This is a genomic window from Kribbella sp. NPDC048928 (genome assembly GCF_043197975.1).
In the GTDB taxonomy this organism is placed as follows: Bacteria; Actinomycetota; Actinomycetes; order Propionibacteriales; family Kribbellaceae; genus Kribbella.
Window position 1 is genome coordinate 37,983 of sequence record NZ_JBICUC010000014.1, and the last position, 24,726, is coordinate 62,708.

General features: G+C 68.8%; 29 protein-coding genes. 14 read left to right on the plus strand and 15 right to left on the minus strand.

All coding sequences use genetic code 11. From position 1 onward, the window contains the following. Window positions 1-22 precede the first annotated feature (22 nt). The 10 genes from ACGFI6_RS40355 to ACGFI6_RS40400 form a co-directional block, all read right to left on the minus strand. The gene (locus tag ACGFI6_RS40355; protein ID WP_393127997.1) at window positions 23-727 is read right to left on the minus strand and encodes a hypothetical protein; all 705 of its coding nucleotides are present in this window, start codon (window positions 725-727) and stop codon (window positions 23-25) included. A gap of 190 nt (window positions 728-917) precedes the next feature. Beyond that, window positions 918-1,886, minus strand: coding sequence for a hypothetical protein (locus ACGFI6_RS40360; protein ID WP_393127998.1), 969 nt, complete (start codon window positions 1,884-1,886; stop codon window positions 918-920). Window positions 1,887-1,939: 53 nt separating this feature from the next. Further along, complete coding sequence (locus tag ACGFI6_RS40365; protein WP_393128067.1) at window positions 1,940-3,016, minus strand: transposase; 1,077 nt, start codon at window positions 3,014-3,016, stop codon at window positions 1,940-1,942. A gap of 1,015 nt (window positions 3,017-4,031) precedes the next feature. Continuing rightward, window positions 4,032-4,898 carry a DUF4158 domain-containing protein gene (locus ACGFI6_RS40370; protein WP_393127999.1) on the minus strand — a complete coding sequence of 289 codons (867 nt, stop codon included), beginning with the start codon at window positions 4,896-4,898 and terminating at the stop codon, window positions 4,032-4,034. A gap of 194 nt (window positions 4,899-5,092) precedes the next feature. After that, the gene (locus ACGFI6_RS40375; RefSeq protein ID WP_393128000.1) at window positions 5,093-5,356 is read right to left on the minus strand and encodes a hypothetical protein; all 264 of its coding nucleotides are present in this window, start codon (window positions 5,354-5,356) and stop codon (window positions 5,093-5,095) included. Continuing rightward, window positions 5,353-5,592 (minus strand): hypothetical protein, encoded by a 240-nt coding sequence (locus ACGFI6_RS40380; RefSeq protein WP_393128001.1) that lies wholly within the window; start codon window positions 5,590-5,592, stop codon window positions 5,353-5,355. The genes ACGFI6_RS40375 and ACGFI6_RS40380 overlap by 4 nt, the downstream gene beginning before the upstream one ends. Window positions 5,593-5,595: 3 nt before the next feature. Then, a complete protein-coding gene (locus ACGFI6_RS40385; protein ID WP_393128002.1) occupies window positions 5,596-6,096 on the minus strand; it encodes a hypothetical protein in 501 nt (166 codons plus the stop codon). Between the two features lie 40 nt (window positions 6,097-6,136). Further along, window positions 6,137-6,631: a hypothetical protein gene (locus ACGFI6_RS40390; protein ID WP_393128003.1), complete on the minus strand. Its 495-nt coding sequence runs from the start codon at window positions 6,629-6,631 to the stop codon at window positions 6,137-6,139. Between the two features lie 50 nt (window positions 6,632-6,681). Continuing rightward, window positions 6,682-7,236 carry a hypothetical protein gene (locus ACGFI6_RS40395; protein ID WP_393128004.1) on the minus strand — a complete coding sequence of 185 codons (555 nt, stop codon included), beginning with the start codon at window positions 7,234-7,236 and terminating at the stop codon, window positions 6,682-6,684. Further along, window positions 7,236-8,693 (minus strand): hypothetical protein, encoded by a 1,458-nt coding sequence (locus ACGFI6_RS40400; protein ID WP_393128005.1) that lies wholly within the window; start codon window positions 8,691-8,693, stop codon window positions 7,236-7,238. The genes ACGFI6_RS40395 and ACGFI6_RS40400 overlap by 1 nt, the downstream gene beginning before the upstream one ends. 996 nt (window positions 8,694-9,689) lie before the next feature. On the opposite strand from ACGFI6_RS40400, the gene ACGFI6_RS40405 reads away from it, so the two are divergent. From ACGFI6_RS40405 to ACGFI6_RS40420, 4 genes are all read left to right on the plus strand, one after another. Continuing rightward, window positions 9,690-9,923, plus strand: coding sequence for a hypothetical protein (locus ACGFI6_RS40405; RefSeq protein ID WP_393128006.1), 234 nt, complete (start codon window positions 9,690-9,692; stop codon window positions 9,921-9,923). Then, window positions 9,923-10,858: a helix-turn-helix domain-containing protein gene (locus ACGFI6_RS40410; RefSeq protein WP_393128007.1), complete on the plus strand. Its 936-nt coding sequence runs from the start codon at window positions 9,923-9,925 to the stop codon at window positions 10,856-10,858. Before ACGFI6_RS40405 ends, ACGFI6_RS40410 begins: the two co-directional genes overlap by 1 nt. Window positions 10,859-11,042: 184 nt before the next feature. Next, window positions 11,043-11,720, plus strand: coding sequence for a hypothetical protein (locus tag ACGFI6_RS40415; protein WP_393128008.1), 678 nt, complete (start codon window positions 11,043-11,045; stop codon window positions 11,718-11,720). A 136-nt stretch (window positions 11,721-11,856) separates the two neighbouring features. Beyond that, window positions 11,857-12,426, plus strand: a complete 570-nt coding sequence (locus tag ACGFI6_RS40420; protein WP_393128009.1) for a hypothetical protein — start codon at window positions 11,857-11,859, stop codon at window positions 12,424-12,426. A gap of 189 nt (window positions 12,427-12,615) precedes the next feature. Here the strand turns inward: ACGFI6_RS40420 and ACGFI6_RS40425 are convergent, their stop codons facing one another. From ACGFI6_RS40425 to ACGFI6_RS40435, 3 genes are read right to left on the minus strand one after another with little or no spacing between them, the layout of a single operon-like run. Then, window positions 12,616-13,293, minus strand: coding sequence for an HAD family hydrolase (locus tag ACGFI6_RS40425; RefSeq protein ID WP_393128010.1), 678 nt, complete (start codon window positions 13,291-13,293; stop codon window positions 12,616-12,618). A gap of 46 nt (window positions 13,294-13,339) precedes the next feature. Next, window positions 13,340-14,437 (minus strand): zeta toxin family protein, encoded by a 1,098-nt coding sequence (locus tag ACGFI6_RS40430; protein WP_393128011.1) that lies wholly within the window; start codon window positions 14,435-14,437, stop codon window positions 13,340-13,342. Next, window positions 14,437-14,796, minus strand: a complete 360-nt coding sequence (locus ACGFI6_RS40435) for a hypothetical protein (protein ID WP_393128012.1) — start codon at window positions 14,794-14,796, stop codon at window positions 14,437-14,439. The genes ACGFI6_RS40430 and ACGFI6_RS40435 overlap by 1 nt, the downstream gene beginning before the upstream one ends. A 142-nt stretch (window positions 14,797-14,938) precedes the next feature. On the opposite strand from ACGFI6_RS40435, the gene ACGFI6_RS40440 reads away from it, so the two are divergent. The 6 genes from ACGFI6_RS40440 to ACGFI6_RS40465 all read left to right on the plus strand — a co-directional run bounded on the left by ACGFI6_RS40440 (window position 14,939) and on the right by ACGFI6_RS40465 (window position 18,124). Next, window positions 14,939-15,223 (plus strand): type II toxin-antitoxin system Phd/YefM family antitoxin, encoded by a 285-nt coding sequence (locus ACGFI6_RS40440; protein ID WP_393128013.1) that lies wholly within the window; start codon window positions 14,939-14,941, stop codon window positions 15,221-15,223. After that, on the plus strand, window positions 15,220-15,471 hold the full coding sequence (locus ACGFI6_RS40445; protein WP_393128014.1) for a type II toxin-antitoxin system RelE/ParE family toxin: 252 nt from the start codon (window positions 15,220-15,222) through the stop codon (window positions 15,469-15,471). Before ACGFI6_RS40440 ends, ACGFI6_RS40445 begins: the two co-directional genes overlap by 4 nt. A 352-nt stretch (window positions 15,472-15,823) precedes the next feature. Beyond that, a complete protein-coding gene (locus ACGFI6_RS40450) occupies window positions 15,824-16,360 on the plus strand; it encodes a hypothetical protein (protein WP_393128015.1) in 537 nt (178 codons plus the stop codon). Beyond that, window positions 16,336-16,641 (plus strand): hypothetical protein, encoded by a 306-nt coding sequence (locus ACGFI6_RS40455; protein WP_393128016.1) that lies wholly within the window; start codon window positions 16,336-16,338, stop codon window positions 16,639-16,641. The genes ACGFI6_RS40450 and ACGFI6_RS40455 overlap by 25 nt, the downstream gene beginning before the upstream one ends. Window positions 16,642-17,154: 513 nt before the next feature. After that, the gene (locus ACGFI6_RS40460; protein WP_393128017.1) at window positions 17,155-17,790 is read left to right on the plus strand and encodes a hypothetical protein; all 636 of its coding nucleotides are present in this window, start codon (window positions 17,155-17,157) and stop codon (window positions 17,788-17,790) included. A gap of 106 nt (window positions 17,791-17,896) precedes the next feature. Then, a complete protein-coding gene (locus ACGFI6_RS40465) occupies window positions 17,897-18,124 on the plus strand; it encodes a hypothetical protein (RefSeq protein ID WP_393128018.1) in 228 nt (75 codons plus the stop codon). Between the two features lie 210 nt (window positions 18,125-18,334). Here the strand turns inward: ACGFI6_RS40465 and ACGFI6_RS40470 are convergent, their stop codons facing one another. Then, the gene (locus tag ACGFI6_RS40470; protein WP_393128019.1) at window positions 18,335-19,582 is read right to left on the minus strand and encodes an IS256 family transposase; all 1,248 of its coding nucleotides are present in this window, start codon (window positions 19,580-19,582) and stop codon (window positions 18,335-18,337) included. A 451-nt stretch (window positions 19,583-20,033) separates the two neighbouring features. Here ACGFI6_RS40470 and ACGFI6_RS40475 point away from each other — a divergent pair, with 451 nt between their 5' ends. The 3 genes from ACGFI6_RS40475 to ACGFI6_RS40485 all read left to right on the plus strand — a co-directional run bounded on the left by ACGFI6_RS40475 (window position 20,034) and on the right by ACGFI6_RS40485 (window position 23,392). Then, window positions 20,034-21,254: a DUF932 domain-containing protein gene (locus ACGFI6_RS40475; protein WP_393128020.1), complete on the plus strand. Its 1,221-nt coding sequence runs from the start codon at window positions 20,034-20,036 to the stop codon at window positions 21,252-21,254. A gap of 522 nt (window positions 21,255-21,776) precedes the next feature. Beyond that, a complete protein-coding gene (locus tag ACGFI6_RS40480; RefSeq protein WP_393128021.1) occupies window positions 21,777-22,721 on the plus strand; it encodes a hypothetical protein in 945 nt (314 codons plus the stop codon). Window positions 22,722-22,852: 131 nt separating this feature from the next. Beyond that, window positions 22,853-23,392: a MucR family transcriptional regulator gene (locus ACGFI6_RS40485; RefSeq protein ID WP_393128022.1), complete on the plus strand. Its 540-nt coding sequence runs from the start codon at window positions 22,853-22,855 to the stop codon at window positions 23,390-23,392. A gap of 192 nt (window positions 23,393-23,584) precedes the next feature. On the opposite strand, the gene ACGFI6_RS40490 is transcribed toward ACGFI6_RS40485, so the two are convergent. Further along, on the minus strand, window positions 23,585-23,752 hold the full coding sequence (locus ACGFI6_RS40490; protein ID WP_393128023.1) for a hypothetical protein: 168 nt from the start codon (window positions 23,750-23,752) through the stop codon (window positions 23,585-23,587). A 340-nt stretch (window positions 23,753-24,092) separates the two neighbouring features. Here ACGFI6_RS40490 and ACGFI6_RS40495 point away from each other — a divergent pair, with 340 nt between their 5' ends. Continuing rightward, complete coding sequence (locus tag ACGFI6_RS40495) at window positions 24,093-24,386, plus strand: hypothetical protein (RefSeq protein ID WP_393128024.1); 294 nt, start codon at window positions 24,093-24,095, stop codon at window positions 24,384-24,386. The last annotated feature ends 340 nt before the right edge of the window (window positions 24,387-24,726 follow it).

A 24,726-nucleotide genomic window follows, 5' to 3' on the forward strand; every position in this document is an offset into this window, starting at 1 on the left:
GGATACTCGCAAAGATCCAGGCCTAGACGGTCGGCGGCTGGCCGTGATTGGTTTGGCCGAACGCGGCCTGGAGCCGGGGCATGTGGTAGCCCTTGAGTTTCTTCTGGCCGGACGACTGAACGCACTTCAGCGAGCCGACCACACCACACGTCGGACACTCGGTGTCGGTGAGCTTCTGCAGATTGACCTTCCGCGTCTGCTCGGCCCGGATCGCGTCAAGCGCCGCGGTCTGTTGCAGTTCTGCGAGCCATGCCTCGCCACCGGCTGAGACCCGCCCCTCGAACTCGACAGCAGCCGTCGTCGCGTTGTCGTGGAGATGGCATCGCTGGGTCAGCAAGCGCCGAAGCTGTTCGGCCGCCCGGGACCCATAGGTCTCGCGGCTCTCCACGAGGAACGCCCCGGCCCGGGCGGGACCCGGGTTATCCGGGGTGGCTGGCTGCAGGCAGCGGTAGCCGGACTGGGTGGTCGCAACACACTGCGGCCATGACTCCCATCGGATCGTGTGGTGACCGACCCGGATCACGAAGGCGTCGTCGAGCGGATCGACGACCTGTGGCGGGGGTCCGCCGAAGCTCAGTGGCGGGGCAGCGGTGTAGCCCGCGGCCGGCCCGCTCCAATCGCTGACCAGCAGGGAATCCAGGCCGCCTGGCACCCCGGACCGGGAGGCCGGCGATGGGGCAGAAGCCCTGACACCCTTCGTCTTCTTCCGGACGCGACTCTTTGGCATGAGCGTAGGTTCGCAGATCAGAGCCACGTGAAGCGGGAGGCGCAACCGTCAGGGGGCACAGTCTCGTCAGCCGCGTTGCCCACCAGCCGACCCGTCACCTTCTCACTCGGCGGGCCTGCTACACCGGCCCCCGGTGACAAGGGCCGGGAGTCCAGCCCCATGATGGCTGCTCCGTAGCTCCCCCGGGGCACTACCTGCCCCGCTGTGCCCAGTATGTGCGCAGCGGCCCCCGCAGCACGTGGGCGAACTCGCCGCGCAGCCGTGCCAGGTCGGCACGATCGATGGGGTGTCCGGCGAGCTGGGTACACAGATCGATGATGGGCCATGCCTCGAGGTGACCGAACCGTACGGCGTAGATCGCCACGGTGTGCAAGGCGTAGCGGTCGGAGTAGTCGAGCAGCGTGTAGCCGAGGAGCTGGTCGAGGTCGGCGCGGGCCAGCGCGGCAGCGCGGGTACCGTCGGCGCGGGGCTTTCCGCCCTGGCCGGCCTTGAAGTCCACCAGCATCCCGCCGGCGATCACGTCCCCGTCGGCGTTCAGATCAGCGCTGCCCTCGAACGTCATCCCGGACGTGACTGGACCGTCCGGCAACCGCGGCAGCAGCTGCTTGCAGGCCAGGTCCCGCATCGCGATCAGGTCAGCGACCTCAGCGTCATTCGCCAACGCGAGCAGATCCCCGGCCCGGCTTGCCGCGGTGAGGCTCATCAGGCGGGAGTGCTCTAGCGACGCCGCCCGGAACAACTCGCCCAGCAGCGCCAGGGCGTAGCAGACCCGCGCCCACCACTCATCGGGCCGGTCGGCGAACCGGGCTGGTGCCAGCGCCCCGACCGTGGGCCTCGCGCCGGCGGTGTCCACCTGTGCTCGGCGGCCACCGAGCTCGGACAGTAGCTCCAGCCCAGCCGCCATCCACGGTCCAGACCGCTTCATCAGCCCGCCGAGCGGCAGCCGCAGCGCCACGGACTCGTCGACGAGCATCCGCAACCACCAGTCGATCGCCGCGCCCTGCGTCCCCGGCACGACCGTGGCCGGCATCAGCAGCTGCTGCGGGCCCGCGGCAACCCGGAACGAGGCCTGAACCTCCTTGTGCCCGGGGAACGTAGCCCGCAGCCACAGCGCAACCGGGCTGGCCGGATCGCGCACTTCGTCAGTCAAGGCAGACATGTCGGCAAGCTACCGGCGCCCGCCGACATTTCCCGTGGCGGGCTGTACGGGCGTCAGGCGTCGGCGCGCAGGCTGAGCCGACGGTCCATGTTGAGCCGGACTTCGCCGTAGGGGGCGACGTGGGTCCAGAACAGTGGGGTAAGGCCGCGGTGGTCGACGTCGGTCATCCGGCCGGCCCACTCATCGTCAGCGAGGACGTCTTGCACCATGAGCGTGTTCACGTACACCAGCGCCGACTGCAGGACCCGCAGGCACAGCACCGACAACTCCTGCTCGTCGCGCCGGTTGGAGGCGATATCGCCACCCTTGCCGAAGAAGATGACCTGGTTGCCGCCGTTCCAGGATTCGACCACGTTCAGGCCCTCGTTGATCTCACGCTGCAGGTCACGGTCGCGCAGGTAGCGGGCAACGAACAAAGTCTTCTGGGCGCGGCCGAGCTCGACCATCGCCTGGTAGGTCGGGTGGAGCGCATTGGCCGTGCGAAATCGACGCAGGATCGCCTCGGTCGACGCGGTACCAGAGCGGATCGCTGTCGCATAACGCACCATCTGGTCGTACTGCTCACCGATGACGTCCCACCGGATCGGGCGGGTGAGCGCCGGCACCAGCCGCGGATAGGCGTCCGGTTCGCCCGCGGCCGGCCGGTACAGCTTCACCACGTTGATCCGCTTGATCCTCGGTAGCAGGTCGAACCCCAGCAGCCGCGTGATACCGAACCCGATCTCGGACTGGCCATGGGAATCGACATAGTTGCCCTCGACCTCCATCGAGGTGCCGTGCCGCATCGCACCCTCGACCATCGCCGCGACCTCCGACGCCGAGCAGCTGATCACCTGAGAATGGATCGCCATCGACTTCTTCTCCACATGCCAGTAGATCAGCACCCCGCGGCCGCCGTACCGCGAATGCCACTCGGTGAAGATGTTCTGATCGAACGCCCCGAAATGCGTCGAGTCCGACGCGACCGCCGACGACCCCGCACCCCAGACCCGGCGACGCCGTACGGCGAACGTGGCGTTCGCGATCTGGGTCGCCATCGCCCGCGCAACGTCGACCGACAGGTACCGGCGGCGCACGTAGCGCAGATCGTCTTCGGAGTGGCCGTGCTCGCCGCCGGAGATCGCGCGGATCCCGGTGTGGTGCCGTACGCGTACACCGCAAGCAGAAGCCGTTGGGCCAGCACCTCACGGTCAAGGTCACCACGTCCCGCCGTACCGGTGATCTGGTCCAGGCAGCCGGTCCGCAGCACCGCCTCCTTCAGCATGTCGATCAGCGGCACCGTGCCCCAGCGGGTCCGGATCTCGGCCTTCAGCGCGCGCAGGTTCTTCGGTTCCGGCGCGGCGTCCAGCGGCGTCAGCTTGATCGCGCCCTGCTTACCGCGGTCGCGGAATTCCACCCAGCTCAGCTGGTCGGCCTGCTCGTCGAGCGCGCTCAGCTCGGCGCGCAGCTCGGTCTGCATCTGGTCGATGAACGCGGTCGGGTCCAGCGGCTTGCGCAACGCCGAATAGTGCTCCAGGCGGCGAGCCTCGAAATCACGAGGCAGGTCCTCATCCGGGTTACGCCACCGGTCCGCGCCGACCACCCAGATCTCCTTGCAGCGCAGCTGATCCCGCAGCGCCTGGAACGTGCACACCTCGTACGCCGAGCGCACCACCTTGGTCCGGCCCTTGCTGTCGGTACGGCGGACCAGGTCCGCCCAGTTCCCCAGCACCCCCTTGTGGTCCGGCACGTACTCGCCGGCCGGGTAGAACGTGAACCGGCCGTCCTTGTGCCGGGCCACCAGCTCCAGCGCGTCCAGCACCGGGCGGTGCGCGGTGTTCGACGAGCGGAACTCCAGCACATCGAGCAGCTCGATCAGGCCGCGCCGGTAATGGTTGGTGTAGGACGCCTTCAACGTCGTCTGCACCGTACGCCGATACACCGGGCCCTTCGTCTTGTGCTCGTGCACCAATTCCCGCAGCGTCTGCTCGCCACCGCTCACCGCCGGGAACACGACATCGCGCACCGCGTCGTCCGGCGCGCCGAGCGCCGCCTCGGCGATCGAGAACAGGATGTTCTCCTTACCGGTCACCTTCTTGAAGGCGTTCACCAGCTCCTGCGTCACGCGCTTGTCCGCGCGGGCATTGATCCGGTGCACCGTGGAAATCAGCAGATCAACCAGGGTGTCAGTAATCTCCCGCTCCCTGGCACGGAACAGCGCCGCCAGCAGCGCCAGCTGCAACGCCTCCGGATGAGCGCGCAGATGCGACGGCGACTCCACCGCCGCCCGGGCACGCCACTCCGCCAGCACCCGAGGCGCCACATCCGCAAACAAGCCCGGCGGAAGCCCGATCCCCGAACGACGCGGAGCTTCCTGATCTCGGTCAACATCGATTCCAGGCTCACGTTGCCCGGATCCGACTTCACCAACGCCAGCACCGAGTCCTCACCATCCTCGCCGCCGTCCCCGGCGTCTTCGGGCGCGGCGACCAGCGACCTGAGCCGCTCAGCCGTCGACGACGACAAGCGGGCAGCGATACGGGACGTCATCGCGACTTCCGCTTGGTGCAGCGCCGAACGGACAACCCGGTCGACCCGACCAGACGTCGGAGGCTCGATCCGCTGGTCCCGGCACCGGATCAGGAACTGCTCCCGGACCCGGTCCCGCCGGCGCTCGTCCTCACACACCTCACCCGCCAACCAGGCCGTCAGCTTTTCCGCATCCTGAACCGAGCACTCCCGGAACCCCAGGAACTCGCGGATCTGCGCCTGGTGGTACCGATTCGTCCGACCGGCCCACTCGTACAGCCCCAGCTCTGACGCCGGTACCTTCACCTGCTCAGCGACGAACCGGACCGCGTCATCTGGCAGCGCGCTCCGACCGCGAGGAAACTGGCCATGCTGAAGATAGAACTTCAGCAACAGCACGAACCCGAGCCTGGTCGTGCCACGCTTACCAGCCACCAACTCCTGCTCGTCATCCAGCAGCGTCCACTTCTCGACCAGCTCGTCGAGTTCGATCGACCGATCCACGATCGGCGATCCTCCCGCCCCCACAGCTCCAGCGCTACCCCTCGCCGTTTGCCGCTGGTGACACGTTCCTTACCGGCACCCCAGATTGGCGTCGATTCCGGCGTTATCGCTGTGGTCGACGGCTTCCGCGACGGGCGATCCGTGCGGCGGCCGCTCCCGGCCTCGGCTTTTCGGCCGGCGGTTAGCGCGGCCGGTCACTGCTCGGTCTCCTCGTCCACTCCGAGGAGTTGGGACGGGTTGGTGAACTCGCCGGCCAGGTATTCGCCGGTGGGGTCACCGGCGGCGGCCAGTTCGTTGATCCGCTGGAAGAGCTGTTGCCGCGAGGCGATCATCCGCTGATGGCACTGTGCCTCGCTGGTGCAGCGCTCGATCTGGGCGTAGAAGCACAGGTGTCCGAGTTCGGCCGGGAGGTCGGGTCCGTACACCTCGCAGGCCCAGCTGTTCGCTTGCTCGCTCATGCCAGCCGCCGAGCTGGAGCAACAACGAGGGTGAAGGTTGACGGCGCCGTCAGGTCGTCGCCGGCGCCGTGGATTACTTGCATGGTGAGGATGCGTCCCAGGCAGCGCTGGCAGAGCAGGGTGGGGCGGATGTGTGCGGGCTGCGCGGGCTCTTCGATCAGTTGAACGTCTGCGTCGTGTTCGCGGCAGGCCACGTAGTCGTTGCGGGTGTGAGGGTATGGCAGCTGGGTGGTCATCGTTCAGTGCCCCGGTTCAGTGCCCGGTTCAGTGCTGCGCTCGGTGCTCCGTTTGGTGAATCCGCTGGCCGGCGGCGGGTACGCCGCGGCGCCGGGGCCGGTCAGGTGCTCGGGGTAGGTGTAGTCCGGTTCGTCGCTGACCTGGCGCGAGATCTCCAGGCGACGGCGGTCCTCGAGGACCGCGTCCTCCCGCGGCACGGCGGACTCTTCCTCGGCACGCTGCTGGGCCTTCTCCGCCATCGGCCGCATGATCTCCGCCAGGCGCCGTACGTTGCCCTCAAAGTCGCGGCCGAGCGTGCCCCGCTCGGCCAGATCGATCTTGGTCGCCCAGGCCTGTACATGCGCCGCGCGGTCCAGTTCTTCGCGGTAGTACTCGGCCGCCCGGCGCTCTCGCTCAGCGACCGCCCACGGGTGATCGGACAGGAACCACTCGTAGGCATCGGCCTTCAGGGTGTCGTAGTTGCTGAGATCGGGCGCGGGGCCCAGATCCGGCGAGCTGGTCATGGTGAGGTCCTCTCGTAGTGTTGGCGAGAGGCCGGGGCCGTTAAGGGCGGTCCCGGCCGCCTTCTTCATCGTTCACTGTCCCTCGCCGGGCCGACAGTCCGGCCGGTCCACCGGGGAGGGCCCGCAGCCGCGGGGCCTCGAACTCCAGACCGAAGCCTTCGAACGCGGCCCGGTCCAGATGCAACATCCGCTGATCGGACAGATCCCGGCAGGCGTTCTTGTCGGTCCTGCACACCAGCACTTGCTCGATGCCGTCGTCCACCGTGCCGACGTCGTCGACGGTGTCGGCGCGGTCGCCGTACGGGGTCTGCCCGAGCGGCGGGATGGTGAGGATTTCCAGGTCGCGCCACCGGCCACCGGGGTCGGTGGCGGGGCCGCGGTCGCGTTCGCACAGTGCGCACACCGGCGGGTCCAGGTCGTGGTCTGCGGTCAGGGCCGCGTCCGCGCGCTCCTGACTGGCACGGGGCGTGGTGCCGTAGCCGCACGAGCAGTACGCCCGGACCTTGGAGCCGCTGTGGCCGTATCCGTCGCGCATGTGCACCGGTCCCCGCGGCCGCGCGCTGTCGGGGGTGTCGCTTCCGCCGGTCACGTCGCTGTTCCGGGCTGATGGTGGCGGGCCGGGGCGTCCGCGGCGGCGGGGCCTGCGGGGCGGCGCGGGTGGGGCGGGTAGCCGGCGGCGGCCGCGTCGCCGGCCCACCTGCGTGGCCGGATCTCGGAGGAGTCGCGCAGGCAGGCCGGGACCCAGTCCTGGCCTGGGTCCTCGAGGACGCGGTCGTCGTCGACGGCGACCTCCCACTCGTCGGCCGCGACCTGGCCGAGGATGTAGCCGGTGTGCCAGTGCCACGTGTCGCGGTCGTGCTCGTCGTCGCCCGGGCCCGGGTACAGCACCCACACTTCGGAGTCGTCGGGGTAGTGCCCGTCGTTGCGGTCCACCGGCCACCAGGCGCTTTGGCGGCGTTCGGCGGCGGGGATCCAGTCCACGTCGCCAGTGTTCAGCCGGTCGGTGAGGATCGCGGCGTCGAGCTTGCCCAGCTGGGCGGGCCGGATGAACTGGTCCCATTGCTTGTCGTACGGCGCCCAGCTGAACGGGTCGGTCGCGGTCTCTTGCCGGAGTGTGTAGCGAGGGGTCGGGCCGGGCATCACTGGCCTCCGTCTTCTTGTTGCGTTACGCGGTTTTCGAGACGTTCGAGCGGCGTGCCGGGAAGGTCGGCCGGGCTGGAGGTGGCCTCGATCGCGGCCTCGATCAGGCGGTCCTCGACGGTCCAGCCGAGCCCACGCCCGGTGTCGGTACCGGACGGGGCGTTGCTGTCGAGGACGACCTCGACGGGGACCGTGAGCCCGGACAGGGCCCGCGGTACGGCGGCTTCGATGTGTGCCTTGAGGGCCTGGCCGTAGTCGATCCACTCGCGGCGCTGCTGCTGTTCCAGACGCTGCAGGAGCGCGTCATACCGCGCGTCGCGGGCGGTGTCTTCGTCCTCCTGGCGCCGCAGCGCGGCCGCCGCCTCCGGGCTCTTCGTCAGGTACGTCGTGTTCACCTCGCCCGCCTCGCCGGAGAACAGGCCGACGCCGGTACGCAGGCTCTCCTCGACCTTCTCGATCAGCTCGGGATCGACCTGATCGCGGACCAGCTCGGCACGCCACGCATCCCACGACCAGGCCGGCGCCGCCGGGTCACGCGGAATCCACTCGCCGCCCTCGCCGCCGGGGCCGCGGTCGTAGTACCAGAGGTACGCGGAGTCGTCGAATGCCGCCCGGGCCGCCTCGTCCGCGGCGTCACGGCGCCGCTCGATCTCGTCCTCTGCGTCGAGGTACTCGGAACCAGCGTCGGTGCGGTCGGTGAGGATGTCGTCGACGTACACGGTGATGGTCAGCGGCTCGGTGCGGTGCTCCCACAGGTACTCCTCCTCCGCCCCGACCGTGCCGAGCACCAACTGCCGTACGTGGTCGGCCTCCCACGACCCGGACCGCCCCGACAGAGCGGTCTCGATCCCGCCCACGTTGGCCGCGGCCGCGACCAGCGCCTGCGCCACGAACTCGGCCCAGTCCGCCGGCTCGGTCGCGTCAGGATCCTGCTCGACGCCGCCGCCCTCGGCCGGCCGGTACACCGGCCGGCGTCGCCGGGCTGCTTCGGTCAGGACCCGCACGGCGTCGGCCATGACCTCGCCGCCGTCGCGCTGCCGGGCGACCTGCTCGGGGAACGCCGACGCGGGCATCGTCCGAACCAGGCCGTAGGCGATCGGGTTGCGGGAGTCGTTGTGGAGCGGATCGGGCCCGCCGATCAGCGGATGCGTCGGCAGCGGCCGGCCACTGATCGCCACACGGTCCTCGTGGAACGTGACGCCGTTGACCGTGCCGACCATGACGACCTGGCCGTCGACGGCCAGGATCGCCAGATCCGACTCCGCGATCGCGGCGACCTTCGCCTTCCACACTCCCCTGCCCCGCTCCCACAGCTCGGCCGGCGCCAAATCCGCGGCGTACCCGATCAGAGCGCGGCCGAGCGGATCAGGCTGGGGCGCCGTACGTCCGGCGCCCATCTTGACCCGGACCGCCGACAACTCCACGACCTCGCCGTACGGGACTCTCGTCTGCGTCATGACCTCAGAGTCACACGAACACGAGACGTCGTCAATAACTAAGCGCTTAGTCTCTAACTACCGCATTAGTTAGAGACTGCCGTGCAGGCGGCCGTTGCTCGTGTACGTACCGGCGGCGGCCTCGTCGTTGTCGACGAGCCATTGGTACCGCGGGTGGTGCGGCTTTGTCGCCTCCCGGGCTGGCGATCACGTCCCGGCTTCGCGGCAGGCCGGACCGACAACCGGGGTTCTTCCTTGCTGATGTAGGCGGCTGGGTTACGGCAGATCTTGCCGTCTTTCCACAGATCTGATGTACCGGCGCGGCGTACGGTAGGCGTACCCCGCGCGTTGGTACGAAACCTGTGGACAACTTCGATTTCGTTGCGGTGAGCAACGGCGTTGTGAGGTTCAGCCCGTCAGGCGCTGTCACCGTTTCGTGACCGTTTGCCGTGGTTGATGGCAAACCGAGGCGCCGGACGGGAAGCGCCGTCCGGCGTACGCCGTTGGTGCGAAACACCTACACACTTTGGTACAGAGTTTGGTGCGAGCCCCGCTGTCAAGCCATGGTCCTGACCTGCAGGTTTGCCCGGCGAATTGTCCGGGATTGTCCGGTCGGTGCGATATCGGTTCCGGACAAGGGGGGTGGGATCTTTGACTTCGTACTACACAGGTGGCAACTTGCCATGTGTCACGCCAACCGTTTAAACGGCGCGTGTGCCCCCGGGACAGCTGACCTCGCAACGGCAACCGACTCGGGACCTCGCCGGGCCATCTGCTACGAACAGATGGCCCGGTTTTCGTTGTCATACCACCGTGTTGTCCGGTCCGGTGGGGAGTCGTCTCCGAAACTGTGCGAGGGACCGCTTACAGTGTCCTTTGGCCGGTGGTTACACGGGTGTAAGCAGTACTTGGTTCGTAGCCAGGAGCACCCACGGAACACCGGTGAAGGTTGCCGTTGCGCCGGTCCCACAAGGGACCGGATTGGTTAGCTGTTTCCCGAGAGGATCCCAACGTCCCATGCTTGTTGTACCGACTCCTGCCCTGCCCGCACGCCCGGTCCCGCCGACTGTCGTGATCATCATCAAGATCGTCATCTTCGTGACGGTGCTGGGCTTCGCGATGCTCGTCCTGAACACCGGCCTCCCCGTCGCTGCTGCCGGCGGCTTCGTCTCCCTGGCCGTCCTGGCCGCGGTGCGGGCCGGCGGCCAGATCGTCAACCCCGCGCAGAAGACTCTGGGGGTGGGTGACTGATGCCCCGGACCGAGTCCGACCTGGATCCCACGACTGGCCCGGTCGCTGAGTTCGCCAGCTACCTGCGCAACCAGCGCAAGCGCGCCGGCATCACCTATCGCGAGCTGGCGGCTCGCACGGTCCGGCCGGACACGAAGCGGCCGTACTCGCATGCACATATGGTGCGGGCGGCGAAGGGTGACGAGCTCCCGAGCTGGCCGGTGGCCAAGGCGTACCTGGTGGGCTGCGGCATCTCCAGTCCGCGGTTCCTGCGGCTGTGGGAGGCGCTGTGGGATGCGGCGAACAGCGCGGTTGCCGCGATCAAGGACCCCGACCACGGCAACAGTGGTTCGCTCCAGCACGTCACCACCCTGCTGGGGTTCGGCGAGCATCTGCGCGCGCTGAGCGAGCGCAGCGGTCTGCCGACCCTGCGCGCCCTTGAGGACAAGACCGGGATCCCGAAGAGCACGCTGTCGGAGTGGTTCAAGGGGCAGCGGCTTCCCACCGCCCAGCGGCTGTACGACTTCGCCGAGGCTCTGGGGACCACGCCGAAGGAGCAGACCGAGCTCTGGCAGGTGCGTGACCGGCTTGCCCACGGCGACGAGGACAGCACGCGTGGCCTGCTAAACCTGCTCCGAGAACAGTTCGACCGGACGAGTCCCACACAGGCCGACGAGACGTGGCGGATCGCGCGCTCAATGTTCCAGGCCGGCGAGCAGCGCCTGCACAACGATCGCGTCCTCGTCGGCTGGGCCGCCGGGCACAGCAGCACGATGCAGGTCTCCGACGGCCGGCACCGTGCCAGCTCGCGGACTGCACTGGACGCCGCGCGCGAGCGCGCCGAACACTTGGCCCGGCGGCTCGAGGCGAACCGGTCCCGGGCGATCGAGGCCGAAGCCGAACTCGTGGAAGCGATCGAGCTGCTCGAAACCCTCAAGCTGCAGAAGGCGATCTGAGCGCACCGAAATTTCGTATGACGGCCAGTTCCGCCCACCACCGGTTCACGCCGTGGTGGGCAGGGGCAGGGCCGGGGCGAGATACCGCTGAGTTGACGGTTGGAACCCTGGGTGTAACTATTGAGCCCTAGCTCCCCACCGTCCTCCGGGACTGGTGGGGTTTTTTTGTCCTGAGGGGGGGCCGATGGGCGCTGAGCTGCGGACGTCGATCATCGTTGATTACCAGAACGTGCACCTAACCGGGCACGGATTGTTCGAATCGACTCGCGACTTGGGAAGACACGAGACGCTGATCGACCCGCTGTTGTTCGCGACCCGGCTGCTCCAGGTTCGCAACGCCCGCAAACCGGCCGCAATGCCGCAGGCGGTTCTACGCAGAGTCCAAGTCTTCCGTGGCCACCCCTCTGTCGATCATGACCCCGACGGATACGCCCGGAATCTCGCTCAGCAGGCACATTGGGAGCGTGATCGACGAGTTCAGGTCACGCTGCGCCCACTCAAGTACGAGTACGAACGTGCTGCCGACGGAAAGCCGGCGACTGATCACGCAGGCAAGAGGATCGTGAAGGGCAAGCCGAAGGAGAAGGGCGTCGACGTCATGTGCGCCCTCGCGGCGGTGCGAGCAGCCGCCGACCCAGCTACCGACCTGGTCATCCTGGCGACTTCGGACTCTGACCTGATCCCGGTCTTGGACGAGGTGCTGGACCTGAAAGCCGCCCGGATCGAGACGTTCAACTGGTACTGCGAGCTAAAGCGCAAGGGATTCCAACTGTGGCCCACGGACCGGAGCATCCGGATCTGGAACACCCGGCTCAACGAAACCGCCTTTCGTGCAACTTGGGATCCAACCCAATACGACTGACAGGCTGGCGGCACCAGCCGCAAACGAGCTGAGCGCGCGCTGACTACTGGGTGCGGTCCAGGTAGAGGCTGTGGCTCTGTCGGTACCGCCGCCCTCTCGTGATCTTTTGTCGGTCGGATGCCTCACAGTGCGAGGCATGAACGACTTATCGCTGTGGGACGGCTTGATCGGCGCGCTGGTCGGAGCGGTGATCGCACTCGTCCCGTCGTACCTCATGCTGCGTGCTGCGCGCGCCGCCAACCGCACCGCCACGGCTGCCCTCGAACAGGCGAAGCAAGCGAACGAAATCTCCGGCCGAGCGGTCGAGGAGGCGCGATCGGCGCGGAAGATCCAGTACGCAGACTGGCACCGGCAAGCAGAACCAGAAGTCGTTCTGGAGAAGGGGAAGAGGCACAAGGGCACTCACGGGTACGAGCTGAAATTCAGCTGCAACCGCGACATCGAGGCAGGCTCGATCATGCTGGTGCCTGGCTACGACCCGAAGGCGGTGACCGGTCTTGGTGCAAGCCCGGGCGAGGAGGTGTTCAACTTCGGGGAGGCGGTCAGCCTTCCGGCGATGGCTGCCGGCATGACCGCGGTCAAAGGAATCTGGGTAGACAACGCCAGGACGCAGATCATCAGCCTCCGCTGCGAGGTGACGATCGGCAACGACACGTGGCCGATCATCCGAACGGTCCGATTCCCTTCACCTCCCCGGGTCTTCTGAACGGCCGGTCCTGTCGGTGCTGGCGCTGATTCCGCCGATACCGGCAAGGGCGGTGATGATCGCGCCCGGCGACCACCCAACCAGCGACGATCGAGATCGACGAGATCCAGGCCGTGCTCACCTGGCTGCTGACCATCCCACCGCCGACCGCTCGACGGCGAGATGATCCCCGGCGATGGATGAGGCTCGTTAAGCCCTTGGCGCGACGCCGAGAAGCGCGGGGAGCTCGGCGAACGAGCCGATGGTCTGGCCGGTCCAGCTGGGGTCGCTGTCGGAGTGTTCGGTCGTGCGGATCGCGTGCATGCCGAGCTGTGCCGCGGCCTGGAGTTCGTTGTCGCTGCCGTCCGCGACGTAGAAGCACTCGGCCGGTGTGACGTCGAGTGCGCTGCAGGCGGCCAGGTAGATCGCTGGCTGTGGTTTGGCGGCGCCGACCTCGGCAGAGAACGCCGTGGTGTCGAAGTACTGCGCCAGGGCGCTGCTGGGCCACTGCTGCATGGTTTCGGAGGTGATGTTGCTGACCAGCCCGGTGCGCCAGCCGGCCGCGCGCAGCTGCGCGAGCGCGTCGAGCGTGCCGGCGGGTGCGGCGCCGACGAGCTGCCGGGCGAGCTTGCTGCGCAGTTCGGCAGCGGCCCGCAGTTGGCCGGCGGTCGGGTCCGCGCCGCACCGGCGCGCGAGGGCGCTCAGGGTGCTGGTGAGATCGCCGTACGCGCCGCTGAACCGCTCGTACAGCGTCTCGTCGAACGCGCGGGCGAGGTCGTCGGGATCCACGCCGACGATCCGGGCCATCTCGCGATGCACCGCGGCCCGCTCGGCCTGACCGCCGGGGATGAGGGTGCTGAACAGGTCAATGATCACGGCTCGTCGCACGCCCCAAAACTATCCCGGACGCCGTACTGGCGCCGGGTCCGCGCGGTCAGAACCCCTGGTCTTCACCGGTCCGATCGACCTCGGCCCGGCGAGGTTCGGCCGCCGTACCTGCCGCGGGACCGGTGACTGGCCGGGCGGTGCCCGGGCCGATCGATGCGACGGCCCGGTTGGGGCCTGCGGAGTGGCTCATGGCCAGGAGGCCGATCGCCGTGTCGCTGTCCGGCTGCGGCATACCCGCGGCCAGTTCGGCCGCACGCACACGTGCCGGGGCCTCGAGCAGGCGACCGGCCAATTCGACGACCGCGGCGGCCTCGGGCCGCGCGAAACGCTGCGCGGCATCGGGCAGCTGACCGGCAAGGACCTGCAGCCGTTGGAGATTTCCGAGGAAACGGTTCGCCTCGGCCTCGGTCCAGGTGCGGCCGCGTTCGGTCTCGACGGCGGTCCGGGTGCCGGCCGGTTGTGCCCAGGTTCCGTCCGCGCCGAGGTGGTTGGCGTAGACGATGTCCCCACCGCGCCGGGACACGAACACGTGGTCGGCCAGACGTTCGGTGTCGATCGCGTCGGCCGACCGCAGCACGCCGCGGTAGCAGGCGTCGTGGATCGCCGCGTCGATCACGCGGCCGGCGCCGAGGTCTTGTGTCTGCTGCAGGTACCGGTCGAGCGCGCCGAGCCTCGACAGTGACTCGTCGACCGCGACGATCACGACCTCGACCCGGTAGCCCGCGGCACGGAACCTGCGCGCAGGTTCCTCGAAGTCGCGCGGATCCCGCATCGCCGATTCCATCACCACGTCGAAACGCTGCTGGATGGCGTACGCCTCGGCCTTCTCCATCCACTTGTGGCCGTCGATGCTCGTGTACGCGCCGGCGGTGGCGTCGTCGTTGTCGACCAGCCACTGGTACCGCGGGTGGTGCGGCTTGTAGGTGTCGAGGTCGATGTTGACCGCCTCGCCGCGGCGCGCCAGCACGCCCTCCACCAGCGCCGTCACCGCCGACTTCCCGGCACCGGTCTGCCCCGCGACGAACACCACCACCGGATCCCGCTGCGACGTGCCCGGCAGTTCGGCCGGGACGATGTCCTCGCGGAAGATCCGTTCGTTGTGTTCCTCGGTCAGCAGGTACCTGCTGCGATCGACCTCTGCCATCAGCGCTGGGAGTGTCCGGTGAGCGCGCGCACCAGGTCCGCGGCCTCACGGCGTACCGCCTGCACGGCGGCCGCGTCGCCCGGCGACAGTGCCCGGCGCCGCGCAGCCCACGCCAGCTTCGCCTCACGCCACCCGGCGATCTTGCCGGCGTCCGGCGCGGCCGCGTTCTCCTCGTCACCGATCAGCCCGGAGTAGGCGCCGACCACCCGGTTGATCGCCTCGACCGCGACCTCGTACGAAACGCCGTCGGCGTCGGACAAGTCCGCCGGCCCGACGCCGTCGAGCACGCCCCGAGCCATCCCCGGCCCGGTCGGTGTGGCATCGGGCTGATCGTGCTGATCGGGCGTGCTGTCGCTCACTGACCGCTCCCCAGGGTCCTGGGCGCCGGGTGCGCCCGCGTCGTCTTCGACTCTACGGACGGCCCGGCCGGTCTGCGCCACGCCACGCGGCGCAAATTACGTAATCTCTGTATTTTGCGGTGAACGGCGTATGGTGGCGTGCATGGCGACGACGTACTCCATGACCGAAGCAGCTCGCAACACGAAGGAACTGGTGAGCAGGGTGCGCTACGGGCACGAGCTGATCACCATCACCGACCACGGCAAGCCGGCCGCGGTGGTGATCTCTCCGGAGGCCCTGAAGCGGTACCAGGCCCTCGAGGAGGCCGCCGACCGCGCCGAGATCGAGACGATCAACGCCCGCGGACCGCAGTGGATCCCGGCGCAGGAAGGCTTCGCGATGATGGAGCAGATCCTGGCCGAGGCTGAAGCGGTCCAGGAGCAGTGAGCGAACCTTCGCTGCCGCTGGTCCTCGAGCTCGGCTTCATCGAGGCCTACCGGGCGCTGGCCGCCGAGGACGTCGTCGCGGCGCGCCAGGTGATGACCGCGGTGAAGGCCTTGGTGAAAGACCCGGCCCCGCCGGACAGCGTGCACTGGGGCGACAGCCTGCTCTACCGGCTCCACGTCGGCGACTACCGCGTGCTGTACGAGGTCGACGACGGCGTGCGGGTGTGGTCCCTCGGCCGGATGCCGTGACGGCACCCGCGACCATCCGCTGACCGAACCACCCAGACCACCCGATCACACACTGACTGCCCGGCCTGCAGCCGGGCAGTTGGCTTGTGCAGGGACATGATCCGGCCGGCCTGCGGCCGCTGGTCGAGCCGACCGGGGTCGGCGCTGTACAGGTGCTTCCTCCCCCTCCTGGCACTCCACTATGGCCCGACACGCCAGGGCCGCAACCGCACCGCCTCCGGCGGCCCCTGCGGGGACAGCAGTTGCACCCCTGTCGCTTACGGGCCCTCCGCTTCGCTTGCCAGGAGGGGGAGGAAGAAAGTCGGTTAACCAGGGCTGACACTCTCACCGCCGGACAGGACGGAGTGCCGTGATGGGCACACCTGCAGTGCTACGGATGACCAGCAACCACAACAAGGGCCAGGACCAGAGCCGCCAGCAGGCCCCGCACCCAGGCAAGCGCGGCACGACCAGCGGCGGTACCAGCACGGGCAGTACCGGTGTCACTGTGAACCTGGATGTCGTGGCCGCCCTCGTCCGTGAGCAGGGAGTGTGGGCATTCGTGGACGAATCGGGGTGTGGGGTCGTGACGCTGTATGCCGGGGCGCAGTACGCCGACCCGTTCGATGAGGACCGCACCGCGTACGCCGCTGTCGCCGGTCCGGGCACGTACGGGTGGGGACGAGGCCCCAACACGGCAACCATGGCCGAGTTCTTCATCACCCGCGACGACACCGAAAACCCGGACGGCATCGACTGTTCCGAACTCGACGTGCGGTGCGAAGGCGACGTTGCGGCGCTGATCGTCGCGCAGACCCGGCGACCGCTCGGCGCGGTCTTGACCCAGCGGCAGGCACGCCGGGTCCTGCGACGCACACACCGCAGGTGGCCGCACCGGAGCCCGCAGTGATGTGCGAGGTGATGCCCGGCGACCCGGCGCTCGACAGTCATCCACGAGATCCTGAATCGGCCGAGATCGAGGCATTCAGGTCCCTCGTGAGGCAGGCCGATCGACTCGGCTACATCGTCGCCGTGTGGCCCGACGAAGTGCTCCCGGGCCCGGTGACGGCCGATCACGGTGCCCACGTCATCGACGTCGACGCCGAGGCCGACCTGGGCGAGGTCATTGCGGCTTTCACGGCTCTCGTCGGCGCGATCGCGTCCGGCGCCCACCCCAGCTCATCCAGCTGATCCTGTCGCCTGACAGTTGGGAGGGGTGCCGCGTGCCGATCGGAACGCGGCACCCCCTGGTACCGGTGCGCGGGGTGCCGCGTTCTCGGGCATCGAGCCCTCGACCGCGGTCAGCGCCCGGGTATCGCGCACCGGACCCGTGTAGCCGGCGCCAGCGGTCCGAGGTGATGGCGGGTGTCCGGACATGATCCTCCCGGCCTGCGGCCGGGAAATAGGAGCCGACCGGGGTCGGCGCTGCGCACAGAGTTTCCTCCCCCTCCTGGCCCTCCAGTCTCGCCCGCCGCGACCTCCGCGCAACTCCCGCGCCCCAGGGCGCCGCCCGGCCGGTGAACAACTGCACCGCGGTCGCGAAGCTCCCTTATTTCGGTGAAGTTCTCCCCCGCCCGGCCGGTACCGGCAGTTGCACTCCAGCCGCTCAAACGGGCGGGACATTCCGGCGCCAGGAGGGGGCGGAAAACAGTCGGTCAAACCAAGAACCGGCGGCCCGTCACCTGGCAGAACCGGAGTCTCCCGATGACCGTTGCCAAGATCGCCAGCAACACCACCAGCAACACCACCAGCAACACCATGGACACGCCCGACGCGTTGGCCGAGCTGTTGCCGGAGTTGAAGACGATTGAGTCCCTGTTCGGGGCGATGGAGTGGGCCGAGGACGAGATCAAGCAGGCCCAGCGGCGGCGCCCCGGCGCGGCGGACGCGATCTGGCACAGCTTCAGCCTGCTGACCCCGGTGCATCCCCTGATGGACGGGAGCGAGTCGCTGTACCGGGCGTACTGCCGCGAGATCCTCGACCGGGTCGCGGCAGGGGCCGACACCCGCCCCGGAACGTCGGCGGAGATCTGCTGTGTCGCGAGCGACGCAAGCAGGAACGCCCCGCTCACCTCGCCCGCGTTCGGGCTGTACGCCCGCGCGTTCAGGGTGGTCATGCCCGGGCAGCAGTTCCCGGGCGACGAACTCGCCGCCGCGCAGTACATGGACCACGTCGAGGCGCTGCACGGCACGCAGATCGACGACCTCGAGGCCGACACCCGGCGCCGCCTGACCCGCAAGGAACGGACGCTGACCGGGATCGAGTGCGCCGGGCGGCATCACGGCGAGCCGGTCGACTGCCGCTACCGGCCCGCGCAAGACAGCTTGTTCGCGGCCTGACCCCAGGCCCTGACGGTGACCCCTGGCAGCGTCTCGGGGTCACCGTCGACCCGGCGGAACCAGACGCCGACAACCTGACAACCACCCCGGCAGAACGGAACAGGCGATGAGCGACGACGACAACACGACCGAAACGGGCACCTTTGTCCTCTACCCGAACCCGGCGTTTGGGCACGGACTCCCGTCCGGGGAGCGTGGCACGGTCACGATCGAAGGCCGGCGGCTGACAGCTGTGCGGCAGCCGGGCCGGATCTGGGTGCAAGTGATCGGCGAACCCGACGTGTGGTTCGCGCCGTACTCCGCTCTGACCCGCGCCACGTTCGAAGCGCAGTAGTAAGACCCCGGCTCCTCCTGCTCCCAGCGTGCAGGAGGGGTGCGGGCCGGTTCCCGCGTCATCGGGCATCGAGCCCTCAACCGCGGCCAGCGCGCCGGTACGGCGTACCGAACCCTGCGCCGGCGGCCGAAAGTCCGGGACGAGCTGGGGTGTCCGGACACGGTCAAGTCCCTGGAAGTGGTGTAGTGCTGCGTGATCCTGGGGTGGGGTTTAGGCGGTGAGTGCTGGGAGGTCGTCGGTGTCGATCTCGGGTTGGGTGTTGGTGTGGCTGGTTAGGCGTGAGCGGGCGAGGACGTCGAGTCCGAGGTAGCGTCGTCCTTCGGCCCATTCGTCGGTTTGTTCGGCCAGGACGGCGCCGACGAGGCGGACGATCGCGTCGCGGTTGGGGAAGATGCCGACCGCGTCGGTGCGGCGCCGGATCTCCTTGTTCAGGCGTTCGGCGGGGTTGTTCGACCAGATCTGGGTCCAGACGTCCTTGGGGAATGCGGTGAACGCCAATACGTCCTCGCGGGCGCCGGCGAGGTGATCGGCGACGGCGGGCAGCTTCTCCGCGACGTAGTCGAGCAGCCGGTCGAACTGGGCGTGCACGGCGGTGGCGTCGGGCTGGTCGTAGACCGAGTGCAGCATCGCCTTCACCGCCGGCCACATGCTCTTGGGACAGATGCTCATCAGGTTCGCGGCGTAGTGCGTTCTGCAACGCTGCCAAGATGCGCCGGGCAGGTTGGCTGCGATCGCCTCGCGCAGGCCGGCGTGGGCGTCGGAGGTGACGAGCCGGACGCCGGCCAGGCCGCGGGCGACGAGGTCGGCGAAGAACTCGTTCCAGGCCGGCCCGGTCTCGCTGGTAGCGACGCGCAGACCGAGGACCTCGCGGTGCCCGTCGCCGTTGACGCCGGTCGCGAGCAGCACAACAGCGTTGACCACGCGGCCGCCCTCGCGGACCTTCATCGTCAACGCGTCCGCGGCCACGAACGTGAACGGCCCGGACGCGTCGAGCGGCCGGTGCCGGAAATCCTCCACGACCGCGTCGAGGTCGGTCGCCATCCTGCTCACCTGGGACTTCGACAGCGAGTCGATGCCGAGGGTCTTGACCAGCTTGTCCATCCGCCGGGTCGATACACCGGCCAGGTAGCAGTCGGCCACCACGGTGATCAGCGCCGACTCGGCACGTTTGCGGCGCTCCAGCAGCCACTCAGGAAAGTAGGTGCCCGTGCGCAGCTTGGGGATCGCGACGTCGACGGTTCCGACACGGGTGTCGAGGTCGCGGTGCCGGTAGCCGTTGCGCTGCGCCGTACGACCCGGAGACGGGCGTCCCCACTCGGCGCCAACTACCGCGTCGGCGTCGGCGGACAGCAAGGCGTTGATGATCGACTGCAACAGCGAGCGCATCAGATCAGGGCTGGCCTCGGCGAGCGCCTCGCCAAGCAGCCCGGCAGGGTCGACAATGTGTGGTGCGGTCATCGTGATGGTCCTCGAGGATTCTGTGGAAGGTTGACTCGAAGGATCACGCGGTGACCGCTTCCTCGTCCACGACGAGCTCGGCGACCGCGCTACACCACTATCAGGGACTCAACTCCGGACACGATCCGGCCGGCCTGCGGCCGCATCAACGAGCCGACCGGGGTCGGCGCTGCGAGAAGCGTCTTTTCGCCCCCTCCTGGCACTTCATCATGGCCCGACACGTCTTGCGGTCAACTGCCTCGCCTGCGGCGCCGCCCGGTCACCGAACAAACGGCTCCTCCGGCGGTCGCGATGCTCCCTTCTCCCCCGCAGTTTGCCCGGCACCCGGCCGGACCGGCAGTGGACCTCCAGCCGCTTACGGGCCCGGATTCCGCTTGCCAGGAGGGGGCGGAAAACAGTCGGCCAACCCAAGGACCGGCGGCCCGTCGCCTGGCAGAACCGGAGTCTCCCGATGACCGTTGAGCAGACCTACCCCACCCCCGACGAGACCACCCTGCGCAACAGCGACCTCAGGTCGCTGATGGGCATGCTGCAGTCCCAGCACACCGAGAAGCTGGACTTCGTTGCACCGGCGGCGAACATCCGCGCCGAGGAGGGCTTGATCGTGGTCAACGGCTCAGAAGCCGAGCTCACCGAAGACGGCGTGACCCAGGTCAACGGCACCTACCGGCCGACGTCGACGTTCCTTAACGGCCTCGCCGGAAAGCTTCAAGTACCGGTCGGCTACCTGAAGAAGATCCACGCGGAGCGCCCGGACCTGTTCGACGCCAACGTCAACGGCTGGCTGCAGGGTGCCCGAGCCAAGACCCGGCTGCGCAACGGCCGCCACGAACTGATCCGTGAGGGGTTCCCGGGCATGGACCGGTCGTTCCTGATGCGGACCTTCCAGGGCACCGACGGGCCGGGGCTGGGCCGGGCGTTCCTCAGCGAGCACTACAAGATGCTGGACAACCTCGACGCGCTGATGGCGATGCTCGACGGAGTCCGCAAGGCCGGAGTAGAGATCGACATCCGAGGCTGCGACCTGACCGAGTCGCGGATGTACGTGCGGATCCGCGCCCAGGAGATCAAGGCCTACGCGCCGACCCTGCTGAAGGGGTACCGGTCCCCGTTCACCGGCGCGACCGGTGACGAGAACCCGACCGTGTTCGCCGGGTTCGTGATCTCCAACAGCGAGGTGGGCGGCGGCGCCTACACCATCGCTCCCCAACTGGTGGTCCAGGTCTGCGACAACGGCATGACGATCACCAAGGACATCCGCAAGGAGGTGCACCGGGGCGGCCTGCTCGCCGACGGCCTGATCCGCTGGTCCGACGAGACCCGCCGCAAGGAGATCGACCTCGTCCGCGCCAAGACCACCGACGCGGTCAAAACCTTCCTTGACGTCGACTACGTCACCCGCACCATCGAGGCCCTGGAGCACACCGCGACCAAGCCGCTCAACGGCGCAGCGGACAAGGTCGTCAGGACGGTCGGGAAGAAGCTCGCCTTCTCCGAGGACCAGATTGCCGGGATCCTCGACCACTTCATCGCAGGAGGCCAGCGCACCGCAGGCGGCGTCATGCAGGCCGTCACTTCCTACGCGCAGATCATCCGGGAAACCGGCAGCGCCGACACCGCCAACGAGGTAGAGGCCCAGGGCATCCGCGCCATGGAACTCGCCGCCGCCTGACCCTCGCAACGCAACCCCGGGGAGACGCGACCCGTAACCGCGCCTCCCCGGGGCCCGCGCACGCCGGGACTCGAATCTGCAGGGCATCGAGCCCGCAGACCCGACGCTGTCGCCCGGTGCCCAAGCCCCGCAACGCACCCCACCACCGCCGCACCACCCGCCCGGCGCCCAACACAGCAGGATCGTCACGCGGACCCGCCGGTCAGCCCTCCTCCTCACCCGCTGCACGACGCCGCCGCACGGCCGGCACACCGGCTCCCGGATCGGGCACACCAACCGGTGACCTCCGATGCGGACACAGCCGGTGATGCTCCGGAACCGCCGCCCCATCACACTTCCCACAACGCAGAGCCGACGGCACGGCTCCGATCAACACATCGTCGGCCGCGCCGGCAGGCATCTCGCCAGCCTCTCCGCTCACCACCCACCCAGCATGCGCCGGACCCTCCCCGCAGTCACTCCCCTGCAGGCAGCTGCGGCGGGCGTTGCCGTCGGCCCGGCCGCGCACGCATGGTGGAGGACATGGACGTCACCGCGGCCGCGCTGCAGCTGTACGGGTTGCCGCCCGAACAGTTCACCGCGGCCCGCAACCAGTACGTTCAACAGGCCAAGGACGCCGGCGACCCCCGCGCCGGCGCCGCCCTCAAGACGCTGCGCAAACCCACACTCGCCGCCTGGCTCGCCAACACCCTCGTCCGGGCCGACCCCGCCGGCGTCGACGAGCTCACCGAGCTCGGCGAACAACTCCGCGAAGCCCACCGGACCGGCAACGGCCGCCGGCTGCGCGAACTCACCCTCACCCGCCACGGACTCGTCCGGCGACTCGTCCTCGCCGCCCGGACCCAAGCCCGCAACCAGAACCACACCGTCAGCCAGGAAACCGAACAGCGCCTCACCGAGACCCTCGACGCCGCCGTCATCGACCTCAGCGCCGCCCAACTCCTCCGCACCGGCCAACTCACCAGCGCACTGCGCCACGTCGGCTTCGGCGTCGTCAACGAGACCGGCGAACCCGCCGATCTCACCCCCGTCCCACCCCGCGTCGTACGCAGCAGCACCGCACCAACCGTCAGCCAGGGCGCCGACAAACCCGCCGCAAAACACCCCGCCGGACCCGCCGGTCGCCGTACGTCGACGGCGCGTTCACAACAGGCCGCCGCGCAACGCACCCGCAAGGCCGAGCTCCGCGGCCGCGCCGAGCAAGCCGAACGCGACTACGCCGACGCCGAGACCGAACGCGCCCAGGCCCAAGCCGACCTGGACGCGCACGAACACCACCTGGCCGACCTCGAAGCCACCATCCAGCACCTCACCGAGCAACTCGACCAGGCCCGCCAGCAACTCCGCGACAACCAGCGCCGCACCCGCGCCCTGGCCGTCGAGCTCAACCGCACCACCCGCAACGCGACCGCCGCACAGCAACGCCGCGACGCCAGCCAACACCGCCTCGCCAACCTCGACCAGTAACCCAGCCCGCGGCCGGCTCGCCCCGGTCGAGCGCACGATTCCGCCGGAATCACCTGACAGAATCACACCGTCCCCGGGCAGGCCCCGGCACCACTCCCCCGGATCCGAACGAGAAGACCTGAAGGACACGGATGCAGTACGGCGACCGCGACGGGCACGGCCACTACGGGAAGCTCGAAGAAGCCAGCGGAGGCCTCCGCTGCCACGAATGCGGCCACACGTTCCACCACCTCGGCCTCCACGTGTGGCGCCGCCACGGCATCACCACCGCCGCCTACCGCCAGACCCACGGGCTGCAACGCCGCCGCGGACTCGTCTCCACCGAGCTCCGGACCCGGATCCAGACCAACGCCACCGCCCGCATGGACACCCCCGCCGGAGCCGCGTTCACCGCCGCCCGCGACCCACAACTCGCCCAAGCCGCCCGTCTCAGCCAGAGGCTCAAACCCGCGGCCGCCGCGATCGAGAACAACCGCATCGCCCGCACAGGCACCGGCCGGCTCGGCACCGAGGTCACCTGCCAAAACCCTGACTGCCGTGCAGTGTTCTGCCCCCTGCACTCCGCCCGCCGACGCCAGTTCTGCAGCCGACGCTGCGCCAGCATCCACGCACGAAACCTCAAGCGAGCGGCCGCGGGTGACAATCCCGGCCCGGCTGCCACACCCACGTAAGCCCAGAAACCGGCCGCTCGTACGACAGCGGCCAACTCGCCGGATGGCCGATCGACCGGCCATGCAACCGGCCCATCAACTGCGCAGCCCGGACACAATCGAGGAAATCCTGCTCGTAGTACTGCCACCGATCCCGCGGACCGTCCTGGAGCCGGATCACCGGACCCCTTCTCGCGGCATCCGAACCGGCCATCAGAACTGGCCCGCCCGACGCAGCTCGGTGCCCGGGATCCACGAATACCTGCTGGCGCGGTCCTTCACCCGGGCCACCCACACCCCCCGCTCGAGAACCCACGCATCGACAAACCCCACCGGCACCCAAGCCGCATCGGCCCGCTCGACCGCCACCGGCGGATCCACCTTCCGAACATGCGCCGCCGACCGCGGACCGTACACATCGAACTGCAGCTCCAAATCAGCCGCCAACCGATACGCCGCATCCTCCGACAACCCCGACCCACGGTTCCCGCCCGCCGCGTTGTCGAAAACAGCCCAATCCGCCGCGCCGGCCGTACCCGCACACACAATGAACCGTCCCACCATGCCCCCAGAATGCACACAGTCGAACACATGTTCCCTTAAGCTCCGAAAGAATTTCGGTGGGCGACCTGGGCGGTTGCGTCGTGGGTGGTGTGTGGGACACCCGCACACACCAAGAACGCCCAGGGCACAGAGACCCGCGTGCCAAGGTCGGGATCAGGTGGACCTCACGCGGTCCCCAGCTGACCCGGTCCCAGTCGCCCAAAATCACCCGAGGGCCCGGGGGGTCCGCTACGGACGCGACGAGGCCTGGATCCAGGACTTCGTCCAGCACTACGGCTACGAACTGCGCGACTGGGCCGGTTACCGGACCCTGCTGACCATGCGCGACCTCGCACAGATCCCCGGCCCGCTGCGCCGCTCCTCCGACAGCCCGCCGCACGCGGCGGCACTGCGGCAACGGCTCGACGCGATCCGCGCCGGCGCCCGCACCTCCACCTGGATCGCCCCGTAACCGGCCGTGCAGCTCGCGCTGTACCCCCGCGCGAACGGACCAAGGTATAGCTGCGGTCAGTGGGCTGCGACGAACTCCTGGAAGTCGTTCTCCACCTGCTGCGCGGCCGGGGTCATCACGACCACTCGACAAGGGGAGCTCGTTCCCTACGTCGTACAGAACCCCAACAACGCCGGCTACGTCCTCGACCCCACCCCACGCACAACCCGAGACGCATGGGCCCCGGAACCGCTGCCGTACGACGACTGCGGATAGCGCGCCGCAGTCCTCGGCTGGGGGGTGATTCCGCCGGAATCACCCCCTCTGACGTAAACCCCGGGAGCGCCTCCAGCCGTTGATC

What these genes read in the sequence shown, in the direction of transcription:
- ACGFI6_RS40410 (WP_393128007.1), top strand. Translation starts at nt 9,923, where the DNA reads ATGCCCCGGACCGAGTCCGACCTGGATCCCACGACTGGCCCGGTCGCT.
- ACGFI6_RS40405 (WP_393128006.1), top strand. Translation starts at nt 9,690, where the DNA reads ATGCTTGTTGTACCGACTCCTGCCCTGCCCGCACGCCCGGTCCCGCCG.
- ACGFI6_RS40465 (WP_393128018.1), top strand. Translation starts at nt 17,897, where the DNA reads ATGAGCGACGACGACAACACGACCGAAACGGGCACCTTTGTCCTCTAC.
- ACGFI6_RS40415 (WP_393128008.1), top strand. Translation starts at nt 11,043, where the DNA reads ATGGGCGCTGAGCTGCGGACGTCGATCATCGTTGATTACCAGAACGTG.
- ACGFI6_RS40385 (WP_393128002.1), bottom strand. Translation starts at nt 6,096, where the DNA reads ATGACCAGCTCGCCGGATCTGGGCCCCGCGCCCGATCTCAGCAACTAC.
- ACGFI6_RS40375 (WP_393128000.1), bottom strand. Translation starts at nt 5,356, where the DNA reads ATGAGCGAGCAAGCGAACAGCTGGGCCTGCGAGGTGTACGGACCCGAC.
- ACGFI6_RS40440 (WP_393128013.1), top strand. Translation starts at nt 14,939, where the DNA reads ATGGCGACGACGTACTCCATGACCGAAGCAGCTCGCAACACGAAGGAA.
- ACGFI6_RS40400 (WP_393128005.1), bottom strand. Translation starts at nt 8,693, where the DNA reads ATGACGCAGACGAGAGTCCCGTACGGCGAGGTCGTGGAGTTGTCGGCG.
- ACGFI6_RS40395 (WP_393128004.1), bottom strand. Translation starts at nt 7,236, where the DNA reads ATGCCCGGCCCGACCCCTCGCTACACACTCCGGCAAGAGACCGCGACC.
- ACGFI6_RS40485 (WP_393128022.1), top strand. Translation starts at nt 22,853, where the DNA reads ATGCAGTACGGCGACCGCGACGGGCACGGCCACTACGGGAAGCTCGAA.
- ACGFI6_RS40450 (WP_393128015.1), top strand. Translation starts at nt 15,824, where the DNA reads ATGGGCACACCTGCAGTGCTACGGATGACCAGCAACCACAACAAGGGC.
- ACGFI6_RS40430 (WP_393128011.1), bottom strand. Translation starts at nt 14,437, where the DNA reads ATGGCAGAGGTCGATCGCAGCAGGTACCTGCTGACCGAGGAACACAAC.
- ACGFI6_RS40480 (WP_393128021.1), top strand. Translation starts at nt 21,777, where the DNA reads ATGGACGTCACCGCGGCCGCGCTGCAGCTGTACGGGTTGCCGCCCGAA.
- ACGFI6_RS40355 (WP_393127997.1), bottom strand. Translation starts at nt 727, where the DNA reads ATGCCAAAGAGTCGCGTCCGGAAGAAGACGAAGGGTGTCAGGGCTTCT.
- ACGFI6_RS40420 (WP_393128009.1), top strand. Translation starts at nt 11,857, where the DNA reads ATGAACGACTTATCGCTGTGGGACGGCTTGATCGGCGCGCTGGTCGGA.
- ACGFI6_RS40460 (WP_393128017.1), top strand. Translation starts at nt 17,155, where the DNA reads ATGACCGTTGCCAAGATCGCCAGCAACACCACCAGCAACACCACCAGC.
- ACGFI6_RS40390 (WP_393128003.1), bottom strand. Translation starts at nt 6,631, where the DNA reads ATGCGCGACGGATACGGCCACAGCGGCTCCAAGGTCCGGGCGTACTGC.
- ACGFI6_RS40380 (WP_393128001.1), bottom strand. Translation starts at nt 5,592, where the DNA reads ATGACCACCCAGCTGCCATACCCTCACACCCGCAACGACTACGTGGCC.
- ACGFI6_RS40360 (WP_393127998.1), bottom strand. Translation starts at nt 1,886, where the DNA reads ATGTCTGCCTTGACTGACGAAGTGCGCGATCCGGCCAGCCCGGTTGCG.
- ACGFI6_RS40475 (WP_393128020.1), top strand. Translation starts at nt 20,034, where the DNA reads ATGACCGTTGAGCAGACCTACCCCACCCCCGACGAGACCACCCTGCGC.
- ACGFI6_RS40470 (WP_393128019.1), bottom strand. Translation starts at nt 19,582, where the DNA reads ATGACCGCACCACACATTGTCGACCCTGCCGGGCTGCTTGGCGAGGCG.